The 17,143-nt window shown below is 72.1% G+C and carries 16 protein-coding genes; 6 read left to right on the top strand and 10 right to left on the bottom strand.

What is annotated here, in order from left to right:
- From ABB07_RS12360 to mce, 6 genes are all read right to left on the bottom strand, one after another.
- Positions 1–1,227 (bottom strand): ABC transporter ATP-binding protein (locus tag ABB07_RS12360; protein WP_208898768.1); only part of this gene is annotated, 1,227 nt, incomplete at its 3' end.
- A 100-nt stretch (positions 1,228–1,327) separates the two neighbouring features.
- Positions 1,328–2,095 (bottom strand): ABC-2 transporter permease, encoded by a 768-nt coding sequence (locus ABB07_RS12355; protein WP_208898767.1) that lies wholly within the window; start codon positions 2,093–2,095, stop codon positions 1,328–1,330.
- 5 nt (positions 2,096–2,100) lie between these two features.
- Positions 2,101–3,078: an ATP-binding cassette domain-containing protein gene (locus tag ABB07_RS12350; RefSeq protein WP_208898766.1), complete on the bottom strand. Its 978-nt coding sequence runs from the start codon at positions 3,076–3,078 to the stop codon at positions 2,101–2,103.
- A 127-nt stretch (positions 3,079–3,205) separates the two neighbouring features.
- Positions 3,206–4,141 carry a coiled-coil domain-containing protein gene (locus ABB07_RS12345; RefSeq protein WP_055704834.1) on the bottom strand — a complete coding sequence of 312 codons (936 nt, stop codon included), beginning with the start codon at positions 4,139–4,141 and terminating at the stop codon, positions 3,206–3,208.
- A 182-nt stretch (positions 4,142–4,323) separates the two neighbouring features.
- Positions 4,324–8,235, bottom strand: a complete 3,912-nt coding sequence (gene scy / locus ABB07_RS12340; RefSeq protein ID WP_208898765.1) for a polarized growth protein Scy — start codon at positions 8,233–8,235, stop codon at positions 4,324–4,326.
- Positions 8,236–8,441: 206 nt separating this feature from the next.
- Positions 8,442–8,882 (bottom strand): methylmalonyl-CoA epimerase, encoded by a 441-nt coding sequence (gene mce / locus ABB07_RS12335; protein WP_208898764.1) that lies wholly within the window; start codon positions 8,880–8,882, stop codon positions 8,442–8,444.
- 149 nt (positions 8,883–9,031) lie between these two features.
- Between mce and ABB07_RS12330 the strand changes: the two genes are divergently transcribed.
- The 3 genes from ABB07_RS12330 to ABB07_RS12320 all read left to right on the top strand — a co-directional run bounded on the left by ABB07_RS12330 (position 9,032) and on the right by ABB07_RS12320 (position 12,685).
- Positions 9,032–10,231, top strand: a complete 1,200-nt coding sequence (locus ABB07_RS12330; RefSeq protein WP_208898763.1) for an acetyl-CoA C-acetyltransferase — start codon at positions 9,032–9,034, stop codon at positions 10,229–10,231.
- Between the two features lie 146 nt (positions 10,232–10,377).
- Positions 10,378–11,334: a methylmalonyl Co-A mutase-associated GTPase MeaB gene (gene meaB, locus ABB07_RS12325; RefSeq protein ID WP_208898762.1), complete on the top strand. Its 957-nt coding sequence runs from the start codon at positions 10,378–10,380 to the stop codon at positions 11,332–11,334.
- 151 nt (positions 11,335–11,485) lie between these two features.
- Positions 11,486–12,685, top strand: coding sequence for an MFS transporter (locus ABB07_RS12320; RefSeq protein ID WP_208898761.1), 1,200 nt, complete (start codon positions 11,486–11,488; stop codon positions 12,683–12,685).
- Positions 12,686–12,794: 109 nt separating this feature from the next.
- Here ABB07_RS12320 and ABB07_RS12315 read toward each other — a convergent pair whose 3' ends face one another.
- The 4 genes from ABB07_RS12315 to ABB07_RS12300 form a co-directional block, all read right to left on the bottom strand.
- The gene (locus tag ABB07_RS12315) at positions 12,795–13,271 is read right to left on the bottom strand and encodes a MarR family winged helix-turn-helix transcriptional regulator (protein WP_055704828.1); all 477 of its coding nucleotides are present in this window, start codon (positions 13,269–13,271) and stop codon (positions 12,795–12,797) included.
- Between the two features lie 93 nt (positions 13,272–13,364).
- Complete coding sequence (locus ABB07_RS12310; RefSeq protein ID WP_208898760.1) at positions 13,365–14,174, bottom strand: AIM24 family protein; 810 nt, start codon at positions 14,172–14,174, stop codon at positions 13,365–13,367.
- A complete protein-coding gene (locus ABB07_RS12305; protein ID WP_208898759.1) occupies positions 14,171–14,821 on the bottom strand; it encodes an AIM24 family protein in 651 nt (216 codons plus the stop codon). The genes ABB07_RS12310 and ABB07_RS12305 overlap by 4 nt, the downstream gene beginning before the upstream one ends.
- A gap of 2 nt (positions 14,822–14,823) precedes the next feature.
- A complete protein-coding gene (locus ABB07_RS12300; RefSeq protein WP_208903403.1) occupies positions 14,824–15,456 on the bottom strand; it encodes an AIM24 family protein in 633 nt (210 codons plus the stop codon).
- Positions 15,457–15,615: 159 nt separating this feature from the next.
- Here ABB07_RS12300 and ABB07_RS12295 point away from each other — a divergent pair, with 159 nt between their 5' ends.
- From ABB07_RS12295 to ABB07_RS12285, 3 genes are all read left to right on the top strand, one after another.
- On the top strand, positions 15,616–15,966 hold the full coding sequence (locus ABB07_RS12295; protein ID WP_208898758.1) for a DUF3817 domain-containing protein: 351 nt from the start codon (positions 15,616–15,618) through the stop codon (positions 15,964–15,966).
- Positions 15,963–16,256, top strand: a complete 294-nt coding sequence (locus ABB07_RS12290) for an MTH1187 family thiamine-binding protein (RefSeq protein WP_208898757.1) — start codon at positions 15,963–15,965, stop codon at positions 16,254–16,256. The genes ABB07_RS12295 and ABB07_RS12290 overlap by 4 nt, the downstream gene beginning before the upstream one ends.
- Positions 16,257–16,362: 106 nt before the next feature.
- On the top strand, positions 16,363–17,121 hold the full coding sequence (locus tag ABB07_RS12285; RefSeq protein WP_208898756.1) for a hypothetical protein: 759 nt from the start codon (positions 16,363–16,365) through the stop codon (positions 17,119–17,121).
- Positions 17,122–17,143 lie beyond the last annotated feature (22 nt).

Here is a 17,143-nt window from a genome sequence, read left to right as displayed (position 1 = left end):
CGGCGCCGGAGGCGCGCCCAGCAGCAGGGTCTGCGGGGCCGGCGCCTGCGGCTGCTGCGGGGCGGGGACGTGCTGCTGTGCCTGCTGGGCGTACGGGTTGGCCGCGTCGCCGCCCGGCGCGGCGGGAGCGCCGTAAGCGCCCGCCTGCGGGCCGCCGTACGGCCCGCCGGGCGCCTGGGGCATCGCGAACGGCTGGCCGCCCTGCTGGGGCGGCGGCGGGGCGTACCAGCCGGGCTGGCCCTGGCCGGGCACCGGCAGGGGCGGCTGGGCGCCCGGCGGCAGCGGCTGCTGCAGGCCCGCCTTCTGGTCGATGGTCGAGCGGTAGTCCACGGCGCCCTGCGTCATCCGCATGTACGCCTCCTCCAGCGAGGCCTGGTGCGGCGACAGCTCCCACAGCCGCACGCCCGCCTCGTGTGCGAGGTCGCTGATCCGGGGCAGCGGCAGCCCGGTCACGCGCAGCGCGCCGTCCGGCTCCGGCAGCACATGGCCGCCCGCCTCGGCGAGCGCGGTGCCGAGCTTCTCGCGCAGCTGCGGCTCGGTGTCCGGGGTGCGCACCCGGGCGAAGTCGGCGGAGTTCGCCGAGATGAAGTCCTTCACGCTCATGTCGGCGAGCAGCTGGCCGCGCCCGATGACGATGAGGTGGTCGGCGGTGAGCGCCATCTCGCTCATCAGGTGCGAGGAGACGAAGACCGTACGGCCCTCGGCGGCCAGGGCCTTCATCAGGTTGCGGACCCAGAGGATGCCCTCCGGGTCGAGGCCGTTGACCGGTTCGTCGAACAGCAGCACCTGCGGGTCGCCGAGCAGCGCGGCGGCGATGCCGAGGCGCTGTCCCATGCCGAGCGAGAAGCCCTTGGACCGCTTGCGCGCCACGTCCTGCAGTCCGACCACGCCGAGCACCTCGTCCACCCGCCGGGCCGGGATGCCCGACAGCTGGGCGAGGCTCAGCAGATGGTTGCGGGCACTCCGGCCGCCGTGCACGGCCTTGGCGTCGAGCAGCGCACCGACCTGGCGGGGGGCGTTGGGCAGCTTGCGGTACGGATAGCCGCCGATCGTCACCGACCCGGACGTGGGATTGTCCAGCCCGAGGATCATCCGCATCGTCGTCGACTTCCCCGAGCCGTTCGGCCCGAGGAAGCCGGTGACGGCACCCGGCCGCACCTGGAAGGAAAGGTTGTACACGGCGGTCTTGTCGCCGTAGCGCTTGGTCAGGCCGACAGCCTCGATCATGCTCCGCACCCATCGAAAGGTTCAGGACAGCGGGGACCCGCCCCCGTAAGGGTTAGGAGGATATCGGGGCGCTGACGGTTCCGCCCAAGAGAAAGTAAAGCTATGCGTCCCGGTTCCTGAGCACTGCGTAACCGCCGGCGAGCGCCGCGATCACCCACAGCACCATGATCCCGAGCCCGCCCCAGGGCCCGTACGGCGTGTCGTCGGCCCTCGGGACCACCTGCATGATCCGGCTGCCCGCCTGGTCGGGCAGGAACCGGCCGATCTTCTTGGTGGCGTCGACGTTGCCGAGGATGTTCGAGATCAGGAAGAAGAACGGCATCAGGATGCCGAGCGACAGCATCGGCGAGCGCAGCATCGCGGCGACGCCCATGGAGAAGACCGCGATCAGCGCCATGTAGAGCCCGCCGCCGAACACCGCGCGCAGGACGCCCGGATCGCCGAGCCGGGCCCGGTACGGGCCGAGCACCGCCTGGCCGAGGAAGAACGCGGCGAAGCTCGTGGCCATGCCGACCACCAGCGCGAGCGCGCCGGCCACCGCGATCTTGCCGGACAGGAAGGTGCCGCGTCGCGGCACGGCGGCCAGCGAGACGCGGATCATGCCGGTGCTGTACTCGTTGGAGACGACCAGCACGCCGAACACGATCATGGCGAGCTGGCCCAGGCTCATGCCCGCGAAGCTGACGTAGGTCGGGTCGAACGCCAGCCGGTCCTGCACCGGCATCGAGGCGAAGCCGCTGCGCGAGAGCGCGGAGATGAGCATCCCGACGGCGATGGTGACCACCACGGCCAGCGACAGCGTCCACACCGTGGATGCCACCGACCGGATCTTGGTCCACTCGGACCGGAGGACCTGCACCGCTGCCATGGCCGTCAGGCCCCCTTCCAGCCGGCGCCCCAGTCCTGCGCGGCGGGTCCCGGCCCGGCCTGCGCGGCGGGTCCCGGCCCGCCCTGCGCGTGGTACTCCACCGCCTGCGCCGTCAGCCGCATGAACGCCTCCTCCAGCGAGGCCTGCCGCGGGCTCAGCTCGTGCAGCACGATCCCGTGCCGCGCCGCCAGCTCACCGATCCGCTCGGCCTTGCCGCCCGCCACCTCCAGCGCGCCCCCGCCGGCCTCCACGACGGTGATCCCGTCCTCGTGCAGCACGTCGAGCAGCCGCTCGCGCTGCGGAGAGCGGATCCGGACGCAGCTGCGCGAGTTCTCCCGGATGAAGTCGGCCATGGACGTGTCCGCCAGCAGCCGTCCCTGCCCGATGACCACGAGATGGTCGGCGGTGAGCGCCATCTCGCTCATCAGGTGACTGGACACGAACACCGTCCGCCCCTGCGCGGCCAGCGATTTCATCAGGTTCCGGATCCAGTGGATGCCCTCCGGGTCCAGCCCGTTGACCGGCTCGTCGAACATCAGGATCCGCGGCTCCCCGAGCAGCGCCGCCGCGATCCCCAGCCGCTGCCCCATGCCGTACGAGAACCCCTTGGCCTTCTTCCGCGCCACCGCGCCGAGCCCGACGGTGTCCAGCACCTCACCCACCCGGCGCTTCGGGATCCCGTTGCTCTGCGCGAGACACAGGAGATGGTTGTAGGCGCTCCGCCCACCGTGCACGGCCTTGGCGTCCAGCAGCGCGCCGACGTACGTCAGCGGGTCCGTGAGCTGCTCGTAGTGCCTGCCGTCGATCCGCACGTCACCGGCGGTGGGGTGATCGAGCCCGAGGATCATCCGCATGGTGGTGGACTTCCCGGCCCCGTTGGGCCCGAGGAACCCGGTCACCACCCCGGGCCTGACCGCGAAGGTGAGATGGTCGACCGCCACCTTCTCCCCGAACCGCTTGGTCAGTCCCTCCAGCTCGATCATGCGGCCACGCTAAAACGGGGGAAAGCCCCCCGCCACTTGAGGACAGGGGGCTCCACAGCGCGCCCGAAGGGGCGCGGGGAACTGCGCGACCAGCCACAGCCGGCCCGCAGTTACCCACGGACCGAAGTCACCGGGACTGCTGCGCCGGCACCCCACGAGAGATGGGCTCATCGTCCCCCGGCGTGCCCGCGGCAGCGACCGCCGCACCGGTCAGCGTCGCCAGCATCTCCCGGACGTTCGTCAGCTGGGCGTTGATCGAGTCGCGGCGGTTGGTCAGCGCGGCGAGCTCACGCTCGGATTCCGAACGGATCCGGTCGGCCTTGGCGTTGGCGTCGGCCACGATGTCCTCGGCCTGGCGCTGGGCGGTCTCCACCGTCTGGCGGGCGCGGCGCTCGGCGTCGGTGCGCAGCTTCTCGGCCTCCAGGCGCAGCTGCTCGGCGCGGTGCTCGATCTCGGCGAGGCGCTTCTCGGCCTTCTGCTGACGCGAGGCCAGGTCGCGCTCGGACTGCTCGCGGCGCTTGGCCAGGTTCGTCTCGAAGTCGGCGGCGGCCTGCGCGGCCTTGGCGCGGGTCTCCTCGAAGAGGGCGTCCGCCTCCTCGCGCTTGGACTGCGCGTCCTTCTGCGCCTCGGCGCGCAGCTGGGCGGCGTCGCCCTTCGCCTTCTCGACGATCCGGACGCCCTCGTCCTCGGCCTTGGCCTTGCGCTCGGCGGCGTAGGACTCGGCGTCGTTGCGGACCTGCTGGGCCGCGGACTCGGCGAGGTCGCGGTGCTGTTCGGCCGCCCGCCGGGCCTCCTCACGCAGCTCCTTGGCCTCTTCCTCGGCCAGCCGCAGGATCTTCTCGACCCGCGCGCCGAGACCCGCGTACGACGGCTCGGCGTCGGTGACCTGGGCCTGGGCGTTCTGCGTCTCGAGGTGGAGCTCCTCGATGCGCTTCTCCAGGGCGGTGATGCGGGCGAGTGCGCTGTCACGGTCGGAGACGAGCTTGGAGATACGTTCGTCCACCTGAGCGCGGTCGTACCCACGCCGCACAAGCTCGAAGCCGTAGGGGGAAGTGTCGCTCATGGGGTTCCTGTCAATGAGACCGGTGAGGTGATAAGGGGAATCCTAGGGGCCGAAGCGGTGTGTCATCGAGCGGATACGGTTTTGATCTGGAGAATGGCACCTCTTTTGAGTGGCTGACCGCCGGACGGCTTGCCAACGAGTCGGGCAAAGCCCCCAGACGTTACCGGAACGCACCGCTCAGGTTAGCCGTCTGACGACTTGCCACCCGATCGGGGGGCGCCCACCGTCGCGCCGGCCTTGACCGAGCCGTCCTTGCCCGGCGGCGCCTCGAAGGACTCGAGCGCCTCCAGGACGTCCTGGACCCGGGAGATCTCGGCGTTGATGTCCTCGCGCCGGCGCACCAGGATCTCCAGCTCGCGCTTGCCCTCCTCGACCGTGCGCCGGGCCTCGCGGATCGCCTCGGCCTTGAGCTCCTCGGCCTCCTTGACGAGGCTGGCCTTCTTCTGCTCGGCCTCCTTGAGCAGCCCCTCCGCCTTCTTGACGGCGGCGATGCGCACCTTGCCGGCCTCGGAGTTGGCCTCCGACACCAGCTCCTTGGCCTTCGCCTCCGCCTTGGCCAGCTGCTCCTCGGCGGCCTTGATGAGCGCGTCGCAGCGGTCGCCGGTCGACTTCATGGTCTCGGCGGCCTCGCGGCGGGCCCGCTCGTGCAGCTCCTCGATCTCGGCGGTGATGCGGTCGCGCAGCTCCTCCGCGCGCTCCCGGATCGCGGTCGCGTCCCGGCGGGCCCCGACCAGCAGCTCGTCGGCGTCCGTACGGGCCTTCTCCACCAGCGAGTTGCCCTCGATCGTCGCCTCGGAGACGATCCGCTCGGCCTCGCTGCGGGCCGCGCCGACCATCGTGTCGGCCTGCGACTCGGCGTCCGCGGTGGTCTTCAGCGCCTGCTCCTGCGCCTCGCTGAGCAGCTTGTCGACCTCGGCCGTGGTCTCGGTGATGAGCGTGTCGACCTGCTCGGCCGCCTCCGAACGCCGCTTGTTGGCCTCCTTGCGGGCCTCGTCCAGGGTCCGCTCGGCCTCCTCGCGGGCGGAGCCCACCAGCCGCTCGGCCGTGTCCTCCGCGTCCGCCTTGAGCTGCTCGGCCTCCGCCCGCACCCGCTCGGCGTGCGCCTGCGCCGAACCGACCGTCTCGGCGGCCTCCGCGCGCAGCCGCTCGGCCTCGCCGGTGGCGTCCCCGAGGAGCTGCTCGGCGGCCGCCCGGGCCTCCGCGCGCACCCGGTCCGCCTCGGCGAGGGCCTCCGTGCGCACCCGCTCGGCCTCGGCGGCGGTCTCCGTCTGCAGCCGCTCCGCCTCGGCGATCGTCTCGGTCTGCAGCCGCTCGGCCTCGCTGCGGGCCTCGGTGATGAGGGTGTCCGCCTGGGTCGCCGCGTCGGAGCGGATCCGGTTGGCGTCCTCGCGGGCGTCCGCCCGGGTCCGGGAGGCGGCCTGGTCGGCCTCGGCGAGGGCGTCCGAGGCCTCGGTGCGCACCCGCTGGGCGTAGTCGCCGGCGTCCGCGCGCAGCCGCTCGGACTCCGCCATCGCCTCCGCGACCGTCCGCTCGGCCAGCGCCTTGGCGGCCTCCGACGCCTCGTTCGCCTCGCGCCGGATCCGGCTCGCGTCCTCGCTCGCCCGCTCCCGCTCGGCGTAGGCGTCGGCGCGGACCCGGTCCGCCTCCTCCTCGGCCTCCCGCCGGGTACGGTCCGCCGCGTGCTCGGCGGCCGACCGCAGCCCGGCGATCTCCTCCTGCGCCTGCTCGTGCAGCCCGGCGACGGAGTCCCGCACCTGCTGGGCGTGCTGCTCGGCGGCGGACACCATCTCGGTGGCGCGCCGGTCGGCCTCCTCGACCAGCCGGGTCGCCTCGGCCTGGGCCTCCTCCACGCGCCCCCGCGCTACGGCCAGCAGCTCCTCGCTCTGCTCGCGGGCCCGCAGCCGCTCCTGGTCGGCCTCCTCGCGGGCCGAACCGAGGGTCTCCTCGGCCTCGCGGCGGCGCCGGGCGGCCTCCTCCTGGGCGGCGGCCAGCGTCTCGGACGCCTCGGTGCCGAGCCGCTCGGCGGCGGCCTGCGCCTCCGCGCGCACCCGGTCGGCGGTGTCCTGGGCCTCCGCCTTCAGCCGCTCGGCCTCGGCGGCGGCCTCGCTGCGCAGCCGTACGGCGACGGCCTCGCCCTCGGCGCGGGAGGCGGACGCGTCGGACGCGGCCTCGGTGCGCAGCCGGTCCGCCTCGGCCTCGGCCTGCTGCTGGAGGGTGCGGATCCGGTCGGCCGCCTCGGTGCGCAGCCGCTCGGCCTCCTCGGCGGCCTCGCGGCGGATCCGGGCGGCCTCCTCGCGGGCGTCGGTGAGCGCCTGCTCGGCCGACTCCAGCCGGTCCTGCGTCTCGGTCTGCAGCCGCGTCAGCTCCTCGGCGGCCTCCGCGCGGCGGGCCTCGACGGCGCGCTCGGTCTCCTCGCGCAGCTCGCGCGCGGCCCGCTCGGCGTCCGCCCTGACCGACTCGGCCTGCTCGTCGGCCTCGGCGCGCAGCCGCTCGGCCTCCTTGCGGGCCCGGTTCAGGGTCTCCTCGGCCTGCCGGCGCAGGCTGGTGGCCCGCTCGATGGCCTCGGTGCGGACCTTCTCGCTGTCGGTGGTCGCCTTCTGCCGCAGCTCGTCGGCGTCCGCCTTGGCCTTGGCCAGCAGCTCCTCGGCTGACCTGGCCGCCTCCTCGATCTGGGCGACCGCCTCGCGGCGGGCCTCGGCACGGATCGACTCGCCCTCGGCGACCGCGTCGGCGCGCAGCTGCTCGGCCTCGCCGCGCAGCCGACGGGCCTCCTCCTGCAGCTCGACGGTCTTGGCGCGGTACTCCTTGGTGTCGTCCTTCGCCGCGCCCTTGAGCTGCTCGGCGATGTCGTGCGCCTCGGCGCGCAGCCGGTCCGCCTCGGCCTCGGCCTCGGTGCGGATCCGCTCGGCCTCCTCGGCGGCGGCCCGGGTGGTCCGCTTGGCCTCCTCGGACGCCTTGTTGAGCACGTCCTCGGCGGTCTTGGCCGCCTTGGACAGCTGGGTCGCGCTCTCCTCGGCGGTGATCGTGCGGGCCTTCTCCGCGGCCTCGGCGACGATCTTCTCGGCCTCGGCCCGGGCGTCCGCGACCAACTGCTCGGCCTCGGACCGGGTGGTCTCGGCCTCCTTGGTGGCCTCCTCCACCAGCCGGGCGACCTGCTCCTTCGCGGTGCGCGTGCGGGCCTCGCCCGCGGCCTCGGCGCTGGAGAGGGTCTTGGCGGCGGCCTGCTCCGCCTCCGTGACCAGCTTCTCGGCCTCGGCCTGCGCCTTGCGCAGCGCCTCCTCGGCCGCCGCGATCCGCTCCTCGGCGGCCCGGCTCAGCTCGGCGGCCTGCCGGCGGGCGCTGTCGGACTCGCCGACCGCGTCGGTGCGCAGCTGCTCGGCGTGGTCGGTGGCCTCCTGGGCCTGCTGGGAGGCGGCGTTCAGCAGGCGTTCGGCGTCCGTCCGGGCGCGGCGCAGGATCTCCTGGGCCTCCGTGCGGGCCGTCTCGGCGTCGCTCTGCAGCCGCTCACGGGCCTCCCGGGTCAGCCGCTCGGCCTCGGCGCGGGCGGCGGCCAGCGCCTGCTCGGCCTCGGCGCGGGACTCCTCCAGCAGCCGGCGGGCCTGCTGCTCGGTGCGGGCCCGCAGCTGCTCCGCCCAGGCCACGTTCTCGTTGACGTGCGACTCGACGGTGGCGCGGCGCTCGGCCAGCTCCTGGTCGAGCTGCTGGCGCCGGGTCACCGCCTCCTGGTGCAGTTCGGCCTGCAGCCGGGCGGCCTGCTCGGCGTGTTCCTGCAGGATGCGCTGGGTCTGCGCGCGGGCCTGGCTCAGCTCCCGCTCGGCGTCCTGACGCAGCTGGTCGGCCTGCATCTGGGCATTGCGGAGCAACTGCTCGGCCTGATAGCCGATGTCACCGCCGTCGAAGGCGGGCCGGGTCATGAGGGTGCGGCGCGCCTCGTGCAGCTTGGCGCGCAGCACCTCGACCTGGTAGCCGAGGTCCTCGGCGTGCTGGATCGCCTTCTCCCGCTCGGTCTTCAGCCGCTTCATCTCGGCCTCGAACCGAGAGAGGTGGTCGACGTCAGCCGCCGGCTCTCGCTCCTGGCTCTCGTAGCCCCGCACTGCGCGGTCCCATCCGTCCCCTGGTCAGCTTCTCCAACGAGCTCCGTCCATCCGCCGAACGGGGCCCCCGGGGAATGGTGTCAGACAGACGGCGGAGCACGGGCTGCTGCCCCGACGCTCGTCCCCCGAAACCCGGACCCCGGCGCGGCCGTCCCCCGCTTTCAGGGACGACCGCCCCCAACCCTACCGGCCCTTATGTACGGGGGTCAGTGCTCAGGGGACTCAACCGGGGCCGAAGTGACCAGTTCTGTGAGCACGCCATGGCAATCCTTGGGGTGCAGGAAGGTGATCCGCGACCCCATGGAGCCGCGTCGTGGCTCGTCGTACAGCACGCGGACGCCCTTGTCCCGGATGTCCGCGGCGTCCCCGTCCACGTCGGCGGTGCCGAAGGCGATGTGGTGGACACCCTCGCCGTTCTTCGCCAGCCACTTGCCGACCGCGGAGTCCTCGCGGGTCGGCTCCAGCAGCTGGAGGTAGGAGGCGCCGCCGTCCGAGGTCTCGTTGATCTTGAGCATGGCCTCGCGCACGCCCTGTTCCTCGTTGACCTCGGTGTGGAACACCTCGAAGCCGTAGGTGGCCTTGTAGAACTCGACAGTGGCGTCGAGGTCGTGGCAGGCGATCCCGATGTGGTCGATTCGCGTCAGCATGGATTCAGTGCAGCGCTACGGCGGTGGTTACGCAACGTGCGAGCGATCACACTGACAGCCCGATGACGGCACGGAGTGCCATCAGTACATTCGAAGTAAACCCTCGTTCACTCCTCGGCCTGGGCAGGCCGGTAAGGGGATCGCAGCTCATGCCTTCTGGAACGAACAGCTCGGTGATCGTCGCTGGGGCGCGCACGCCCATGGGACGACTGCTCGGCTCCCTCAAGTCCTTCTCCGGAGCCGACCTCGGCGGCTTCGCGATCAAGGCCGCCCTCGACCGTGCGGGGATCGGCGGCGACCAGGTGCAGTACGTCATCATGGGCCAGGTGCTCCAGGCCGGCGCCGGGCAGATCCCGGCCCGCCAGGCCGCCGTCAAGGCCGGCATCCCGATGAACGTCCCGGCGCTCACCATCAACAAGGTGTGTCTGTCCGGCCTCGACGCCATCGCGCTGGCCGACCAGCTGATCCGCGCCGGCGAGTTCGACATCGTCGTGGCGGGCGGCCAGGAGTCCATGACCAACGCCCCGCACCTGCTGCCGAAGTCCCGCGAGGGCTTCAAGTACGGCGCGGTCCAGATGCTCGACGCCATGGCGTACGACGGCCTGACCGACGCCTTCGAGGGCATCGCCATGGGCGAGTCCACGGAGAAGCACAACACCCGCCTCGGCATCAACCGCGCCGAGCAGGACGAGATCGCCGCCCTGTCCCACCAGCGGGCCGCGGCCGCGCAGAAGAACGGCCTGTTCGAGGCCGAGATCACCCCGGTGGAGATCCCGCAGCGCAAGGGCGACCCGGTCCTGTTCAGCAAGGACGAGGGCATCCGCGGCGACACCACCGCGGAGTCCCTGGGCAAGCTGCGCCCGGCCTTCAGCAAGGACGGCACGATCACGGCCGGGTCGAGCTCCCAGATCTCGGACGGTGCGGCGGCCGTGGTCGTGATGAGCAAGGCCAAGGCCGAGGAGCTGGGCCTGCACTGGCTCGCCGAGATCGGCGCCCACGGCAACGTGGCCGGACCGGACAACAGCCTGCAGTCCCAGCCGTCCAACGCCATCCAGCACGCCCTGAAGAAGGAGGGCCTGGAGGTCTCCGACCTCGACCTCATCGAGATCAACGAGGCCTTCGCCGCGGTCGCCGTGCAGTCGATGAAGGACCTCGGCGTGTCCACCGAAAAGGTGAACGTGAACGGTGGTGCGATCGCCCTGGGCCACCCCATCGGCATGTCCGGCGCCCGGCTCGTGCTGCACCTGGCGCTGGAGCTCAAGCGGCGCGGCGGCGGGGTCGGCGCGGCCGCGCTGTGCGGTGGCGGCGGTCAGGGTGACGCGCTGATCGTGCGGGTACCGAAGGCGTAAGCACCCTCGTGGTGCGCACCCGCTTGTGGTGCGCACCGGTACGTCTGCGTATGCGCCTGTACGTCTGCGTACGCGTCCGTACGTCTGCGTACGTATCTGTACGTCTGCGTACGTCTGTACGTCTGTGAACTGAACGGAGCTGTTTGATGCAGGACGTCTCCTCTCTGGTGGCCCAGGCCAGGGAAGGCCGGCCGCGGGCCGTGGCCCGGCTGATCTCCCTGGTGGAGGGGGCGTCCCCGCAGCTCAGGGAGGTCATGGCGGCGCTGGCCCCGCTGACCGGCAACGCGTACGTGGTCGGCCTGACCGGCTCCCCGGGGGTCGGCAAGTCGACCTCGACCTCCGCGCTCGTCACGGCGTACCGCAAGCAGGGCAGGCGGGTCGGCGTCCTGGCCGTCGACCCGTCCTCGCCGTTCTCCGGGGGCGCCCTGCTCGGCGACCGGGTGCGGATGTCGGACCACGCGTCGGACCCAGGCGTGTACATCCGCTCGATGGCGACCCGCGGCCACCTGGGCGGCCTGGCCTGGGCCGCGCCCCAGGCGATCCGGGTCCTCGACGCGGCCGGCTGCGACGTGATCCTGGTCGAGACGGTCGGTGTGGGCCAGTCGGAGGTGGAGATCGCCTCCCAGGCCGACACCTCGGTCGTCCTCCTGGCCCCCGGCATGGGCGACGGCATCCAGGCGGCGAAGGCGGGCATCCTGGAGATCGGCGACGTCTACGTCGTCAACAAGGCGGACCGGGACGGCGCCGACGCCACCGCCCGCGAACTGAACCACATGCTGGGCCTCGGCGAGTCCCGTGGCCCCGGCGACTGGCGCCCGCCGATCGTGAAGACGGTCGCGGCCCGCGCCGAGGGCGTCGACGAGGTCGTGGAGGCCCTGGAGAAGCACCGCGCGTGGATGGAGGAGCGCGGTGTCCTCGCGGAGCGCCGCAAGGCCCGGGCGGCCCGCGAGGTGGAGACCATCGCGGTGACGGCCCTGCGCGAACGCATCGGCGACCTGCACGGCGACCGCCGCCTCAGCGCGCTCGCGGAGCGGATCGTCGCGGGCGAGCTGGACCCGTACCGCGCGGCGGACGAGCTGGTGGCGGGCCTGACACAGAGCTGAACCCGGTCGCCGACTCCGCTGCTCCACTGGTAAGTTGACGGGCATGTTCCTCACCTTGGCGTAGAGCGCACACCGGACAGCGAGGCCGTGGACGACCGGCCCTCGCGTCCTTCGGTGTCCCCTCTTCCGCCTCCACCAGAGGAACTCCCGCATGTCGACGCATGCCCCTGCGCGGCCCTCGTACGCCGCCGTGCTGCGCCTCCCGCACGCGCGCCGCACCTTCACCTCCGCCCTCACCGCCCGGCTGTCCTACGGCACGGTCTCGCTGGCGGTGATGCTGTCCGTCACCCGGGCCACCGGCTCCTACGCCGTCTCCGGGGCCGTACTCTCCCTGTTCGGCGCCACGACGGTCTTCCTGGCGCCGCTCAGGGCGGCCTTGATCGACCGCCACGGCGCACGCCGTGCGCTGCCGCCCATGGCGCTGCTCTACGGCGCCCTGCTGTGCCTGCTGGCCGCGCTGACCTGGCGCCCCGGGGCACCGCCGGCGCCCATCGCCGTGGCGGCGGCCCTCGCGGGTGCGTGCGCGCCGCCGCTGGGGCCGACGATGCGTGCGGTGTGGGCCGAACTGGCCGTGGGTCCGCAGCTGCTGAGCCGTGCCTACAGCCTGGACGGCGTCGCCGAAGAACTGCTGTACGTCTCCGGCCCCGTCCTGATCGGCGTGCTCACCGGCTGGGCCCCGCCGGCCGCCGGGATCCTGCTGAGCGCCCTGCTGGTCGTGGGCGGCACCGGAGTCTTCGTCACGTCCCCGGTGCTGCCCGGTCCCCGGGGCGCCACCCCCGGCACGGGACGGGGCGCCCTGTCCGGCCTGCTCGCGCCGGTCGCGGTGGCCACGGGCGCGGGGCTGGCCCTCAGCGGCGTGGACCTGCTGGTGACGGCCTTCGCCACACAGCGGTCGTACGGCACCGCCGTGGTGCCCTGGGTCCTGGGCGCGCTCTCGGCGGGCAGCGCGGTGGGCGGCCTGCTCAACGGCGCGGTCCGGTGGCAGGCGCCGGCCCGGGTCCGCCTGTGCGGGTCGGCGGTGGCCCTCGGCCTGGTGATCGCGGCGGCGGGGCTGGCGCCCGGCCTGTGGGCCCTCGCCGGGGTCATGGGGATCGCCGGGGCGTTCATCGCCCCCACGCTCACCACGGCGTACCTCGTGGCCGACGAAACGGCACCCGAGGGTGCGCGCACCCAGGCGGGCGCCTGGGTCAACACCGGTGTGAACGCGGGGAGTTCGCTGGGTGCGATGGCGACGGGGCTGCTGATCGGGCGGATGCCGCTCGGAGTGTGCTTCCTGCTGGCGGGCGGGGCGGCCGTGCTACCCGCCGCGGGGGCGTATCGCCGTCGCCGGGTGCGGGGCCGTCGTGGCTGATCGCGCAGTTCCCCGCGCCCCTTCGGGGCTCATCGCAGGCGGCACCCCGCCAGCGCGGGCAAAGCGCACCACCCCGCCCAGCTCCCGCACCCTCAGCTTCTCAGGAGGCTCAGGGACGCCCCCGCTGCCCCCGCAGATGCTCGGCGATGGGCTTCAGTGCCTTGTCCAGTTCGTACAGGGCCTCCGGCGACAGCAGATCGATGAAGTGCCGCCGCACGGAGGCGACATGATGTGGCGCCACCTTCTTCATCGTGTCCATGCCATGCTCGGTCAGCACGGCGTACAGCCCCCGCCGATCGGACTCGCAGTTCTCACGGCGCACCAGGTTCGCGTTCTCCATCCGCGTGATCTGGTGCGACAGCCGGCTCTTGGACTGCAGCGTCGCGGAGGCGAGGTCGCTCATCCGCATGCGCAGGTCGTCCGACTCGGAAAGGTTCACGAGGATCTCGTAGTCGTTCATAGTCAGGCCGAACGGCTGCAGGTCCTTCTCGAGCTGGTACGTCAACAGCCTGTTGACCTCCAGGTGGGTGCGCCAGGCGCACTGCTCCGCATCGGTCAGCCAGCGCGTGGCCGTCTCGGTCTCCATGAATGAAGTCTACCTAAGGAAGTTGAATGCCGAACTACTCTGGATGGTGTGACAGTGCGCACGCGTTCGATGTCACCCTCCGCAGACTACCGCTCACAGCCCGAAGCGGCGCTGGAGGTCCCCCAGCTGTCCGGGAAGGCGCGGTGCGCCCGACGGTTGCCGACCGTGTCCATCCGGTGTCGCTCCGCCACCTCCGGGCACCCCCGGTTCGGACGGAACGACGCCCGTCGCCGCCTCCTCCATGAGCGTCTCCGTCGACTGCAGCAGGACCGTCCCGGCGCCCACGAACTCGAACTGGTGCTCCTCCCCGGATACCCCGCCCAGGCCCGTCATCGCACGTAGACCGCCCAGTACGCCCGTCAGATAACCGTGGTCGTAGTGATGGCACGGTGACGGGCAGTCGGCCCACCCGACGAGCGCCTGCGGGTCGACCCGGATCGGAGGTTCCATGAACACCACCGGACCGTTAGATGCGGCCACGAACTTTCCGGTTCCGATCAGGGTCAGAAAGCCCGGCACGATCGATTGTTTGAGCGCGAGACTTGGCTGAAAAGCGAGCAAGTTGCCCGCGCGAATGGTCAGGTTCCCGTCGTCCAGGTCGTAGGAGTTGACGTCGAAGGCCCGGTCGGCGAGCAGCATCTTGCCCGAGCCGGCCGCCACGACCCAGTCGCTCGCGTGCAGTGGCGAATGGAACGAGGTGCGGACGAGCCGGTCGAGCCGGCCGTGCCCGATGCCGTTGAAGTCGATCGCCCCGTAGTAGGCGATCATCTTCCCCTTCTGCAGGAACCACTGCCCGCTCTTGAGCTCGACGCAGAACGTGTACGGGTTCACGTTGTCGTCGGCGGGCAGCGTCATCGGGTCGTACACCACCGGCCCGGCGCCCGGGGTTCCGTACGCGCTCACAGCTTCTCCTCCGACGCCTGGACGTACACCGTGCCGCTGCCGCTCAGCTCCAGCTGGAAGGCCTCGCCGGAGCCGCGGCCCACCATCTCGCGCCAGCCGAGCGCGGCGGACAGCTTGTTGCGGACCTCGCCGTGGTGGGCGACGTAGGCCTGCGGATCGACGTGGACCGGGCGCTGGGGGGTGATCGGGATCTCGAAGACGCCGCCGTGCGCCATCACCGCGACGGAGCCCTGGCCCTGGAGGGTCGTGGTGAACAGCCCCTGCCCGGTGACCTGGCCCCGGACCAGGCCCATCACCCCTCCTTGCGAGCCCATGAACATCGTGCCCTGCCGGAGCGTGCCCTCGAAGGCGAGCAGGCGGTCGGCCTCGACGTAGAGGGTGTCGCCGGTCAGGTGGATGACGTGGACGTGGTGGCCGCCGTGCCCGAAGAAGACGGTGCCGCTGCCCTCCACCGTCATCAGCGGGGTCGCCTCGCCCGTCACCCGGCGCCCGATCATGGACATGAGCCCGCCCTGGCCGCCCTGGATGTTCGGGGTGAAGGTCACGTCCCCCCGGTACGCGAGCATCGCCCCGCGCTGGCTGAACAGCCGCTGCCCGGGCAGCACGGTCGCCTCGACCATCTTGGAGTTGATCTCCCTCAACGCCATGGCTACAGATCCCCCGCGATCGTGTTCCGCTCGCTCGGCTGCACGTACACCAGTCCGTCGCCCTCGAAGCGGATCTGGAAGGCCTCGCCGCCGCCCTCCCCGAGGAACGTGCGGAACGTCACGCCGGACTGGAAGGACTGCCGGACGCTGCCCTGGTGGGCGATATAGGCACCCGGGTCGACGATCAGCGGGTACTGCGGGCTGACCCGGAGCACCACCGCCGGCCCGTCGGACAGGAGCGCCGCCTGCCCGTGCCCCTCGACGGTCGTCGTGAACAGACCGTTGCCCTGCGAGGCGCCGCGCAGCCCCGTGAACGTCGTGCCCGTGCGCAGCCCCGCGTCTGTCGCCAGCAGGTTGCTCGACTCCACGTACAGCTTGTCGCCCTGGAGAGCGACCAGGTTGATCTCCGAGGCCCGGTCCGCGAACCAGCACGTGCCGTGCCCCTTCACCTCCATCACCGTCATCTGCTCGCCGGTGAGCCGCCGGGTCACCATCCCGCGCAGCCCCTCACCCCCACCGGTGAGCTTCTTGAAGCTCATCTGCCCGTCGTACGCGACCATCGAGCCGTTCTTCGCCTTCACGGCGTCCCCGGTCATGTCGACGGCGAGCACCTTGCTGCCTTGCAGTCGGAACATCGCCACGCAGCGAAAGTAGCGGCGCCGCGGGTGGACCGAACAGGGCCCCTGGGTGGACACGGACCCTGAGCCGACCCCTAGGGCCGCCGTTTGCCACAATGGGGGGCGCTTGTGCTTCCGTTCACAAATTGTGGACGTCTCTCCCACCGAAGGTGACCAGTGGACCTCAAGACAGCCTCCGCCATCCGCCGCCTCCGCCTCATCTCCGTGCCGGAGGGCATCTCCTGGATCGTTCTCGCGACCTGCACGGTCATCAAGTACACGGTCGACTCCGGGGTCAACGTCGCCCCGGTGCTGGGCCCGATCCACGGCGTGCTGTTCATCCTCTACGTGATCTTCTGGGCCGACGCCTGGAACCGCGCCAAGTGGAACAAGGGCAAGGCGGCCCTCTACTTCGCCTACTCGATCATCCCGTTCGGCGGCTTCATCATCGAGCGCGCCCTGCGCCGCGAGGCCGAGGACGCCGTGATCGCGGCCCGCGCCCGCAAGGAAGGGATCGTGAACGCGTGATCGTCGCCTTCTCCGTGACGCCCCTCGGCGTCGGCGAGGACGTGGGGGAGTACGTCGCCGACGCCGTCCGCGTGGTCCGCGAGTCGGGCCTGCCCCACCGCACCGACGCCATGTTCACCTCCATCGAGGGCGAGTGGGACCAGGTCATGGACGTCGTCAAGCGCGCCGTCGCCGCCGTGGAGGCGCGCGCCCCGCGCGTGTCGCTCGTCCTCAAGGCCGACATCCGCCCCGGCGTGACCGACGGGCTCACCTCCAAGGTCGAGACCGTCGAACGGTATCTGGCGGGGTAGTCGGCCCCCTTTTGAGCGGTCGCAGGCGGAGGTGTACGTTCCCCTCCTGATCATCCGAATCATCCGAGCGATCGCTCAACTTCACGTTCTGGCCTGGGGGAACACCATGGGTCTCTACCGAGAGACACACATACGCGCCGACCTCGACGAGGTGTGGGCGCGCACCCAGGATCCCGTCACGCGCCTGCGCTGGGACCTCCGCTTCGCCTCGATCGCCCCCCTGCCGCCCGTGGCCGGCGAGCCGCGGCGCTTCACCTGCACCTGGCGTGTGCTGCCGCTCTTCACCGTGCCCGGCGCCGGCGTCGCCGCCGGTGAGCGGGACCGCCCCGACGGCACGCGCGTGTGCGCCCTGCGCTTCTCCTCCTCGCACCCGCTCTCCCCGATCGCCGAGGCGAGCGCCTACTGGCGTTACGTGCCGGACGCGCAGGGCGTGCGCCTGCTCACCGGGTACGAGTACCGCGCACGCGGGGGCGCGTTCGGGGCGGTCGCCGACCGTCTGGTGCTCCGGCCGCTGACGGGCTGGGCGACGGGGTGGTCCTTCGACCGGCTCCGGTTGTGGCTGGAGCGGGGGATCACTCCCGAGCGGGCCCTGGTCAACTGGCTCGTCGAACTCGCGGTCCGCGCGGTTGTCCTCACGGTGTGCCTGACCGGACTGGGGCTGGAGTCCCTGCTGCGGCTCTTCGGCTCCTTCGCGGACACCGTGGCGTATCTGTGCCCGCTGGTGCTGGTGGTCGCCGGGTCGCTCGCGGTCCTCAAGGCGCCGGCCGCGGGGACGCCCGCGGCTCGGCGGTGCCTGCGGGCGCCGGTGACTCAGGCACGTACGCCCCGGGTGCTGCGGAGGCTTGAGGCCGTACGGATGGCGTGACGGTGGTGCTGTGGGCTGCCGG

The sequence above is a fragment of the Streptomyces incarnatus genome, from assembly GCF_001027185.1.
Lineage (GTDB): Bacteria > Actinomycetota > Actinomycetes > Streptomycetales > Streptomycetaceae > Streptomyces > Streptomyces puniciscabiei.
Note: the sequence above shows the minus strand (reverse complement) of the source record. Positions and strands in the feature narration are given on the sequence as shown.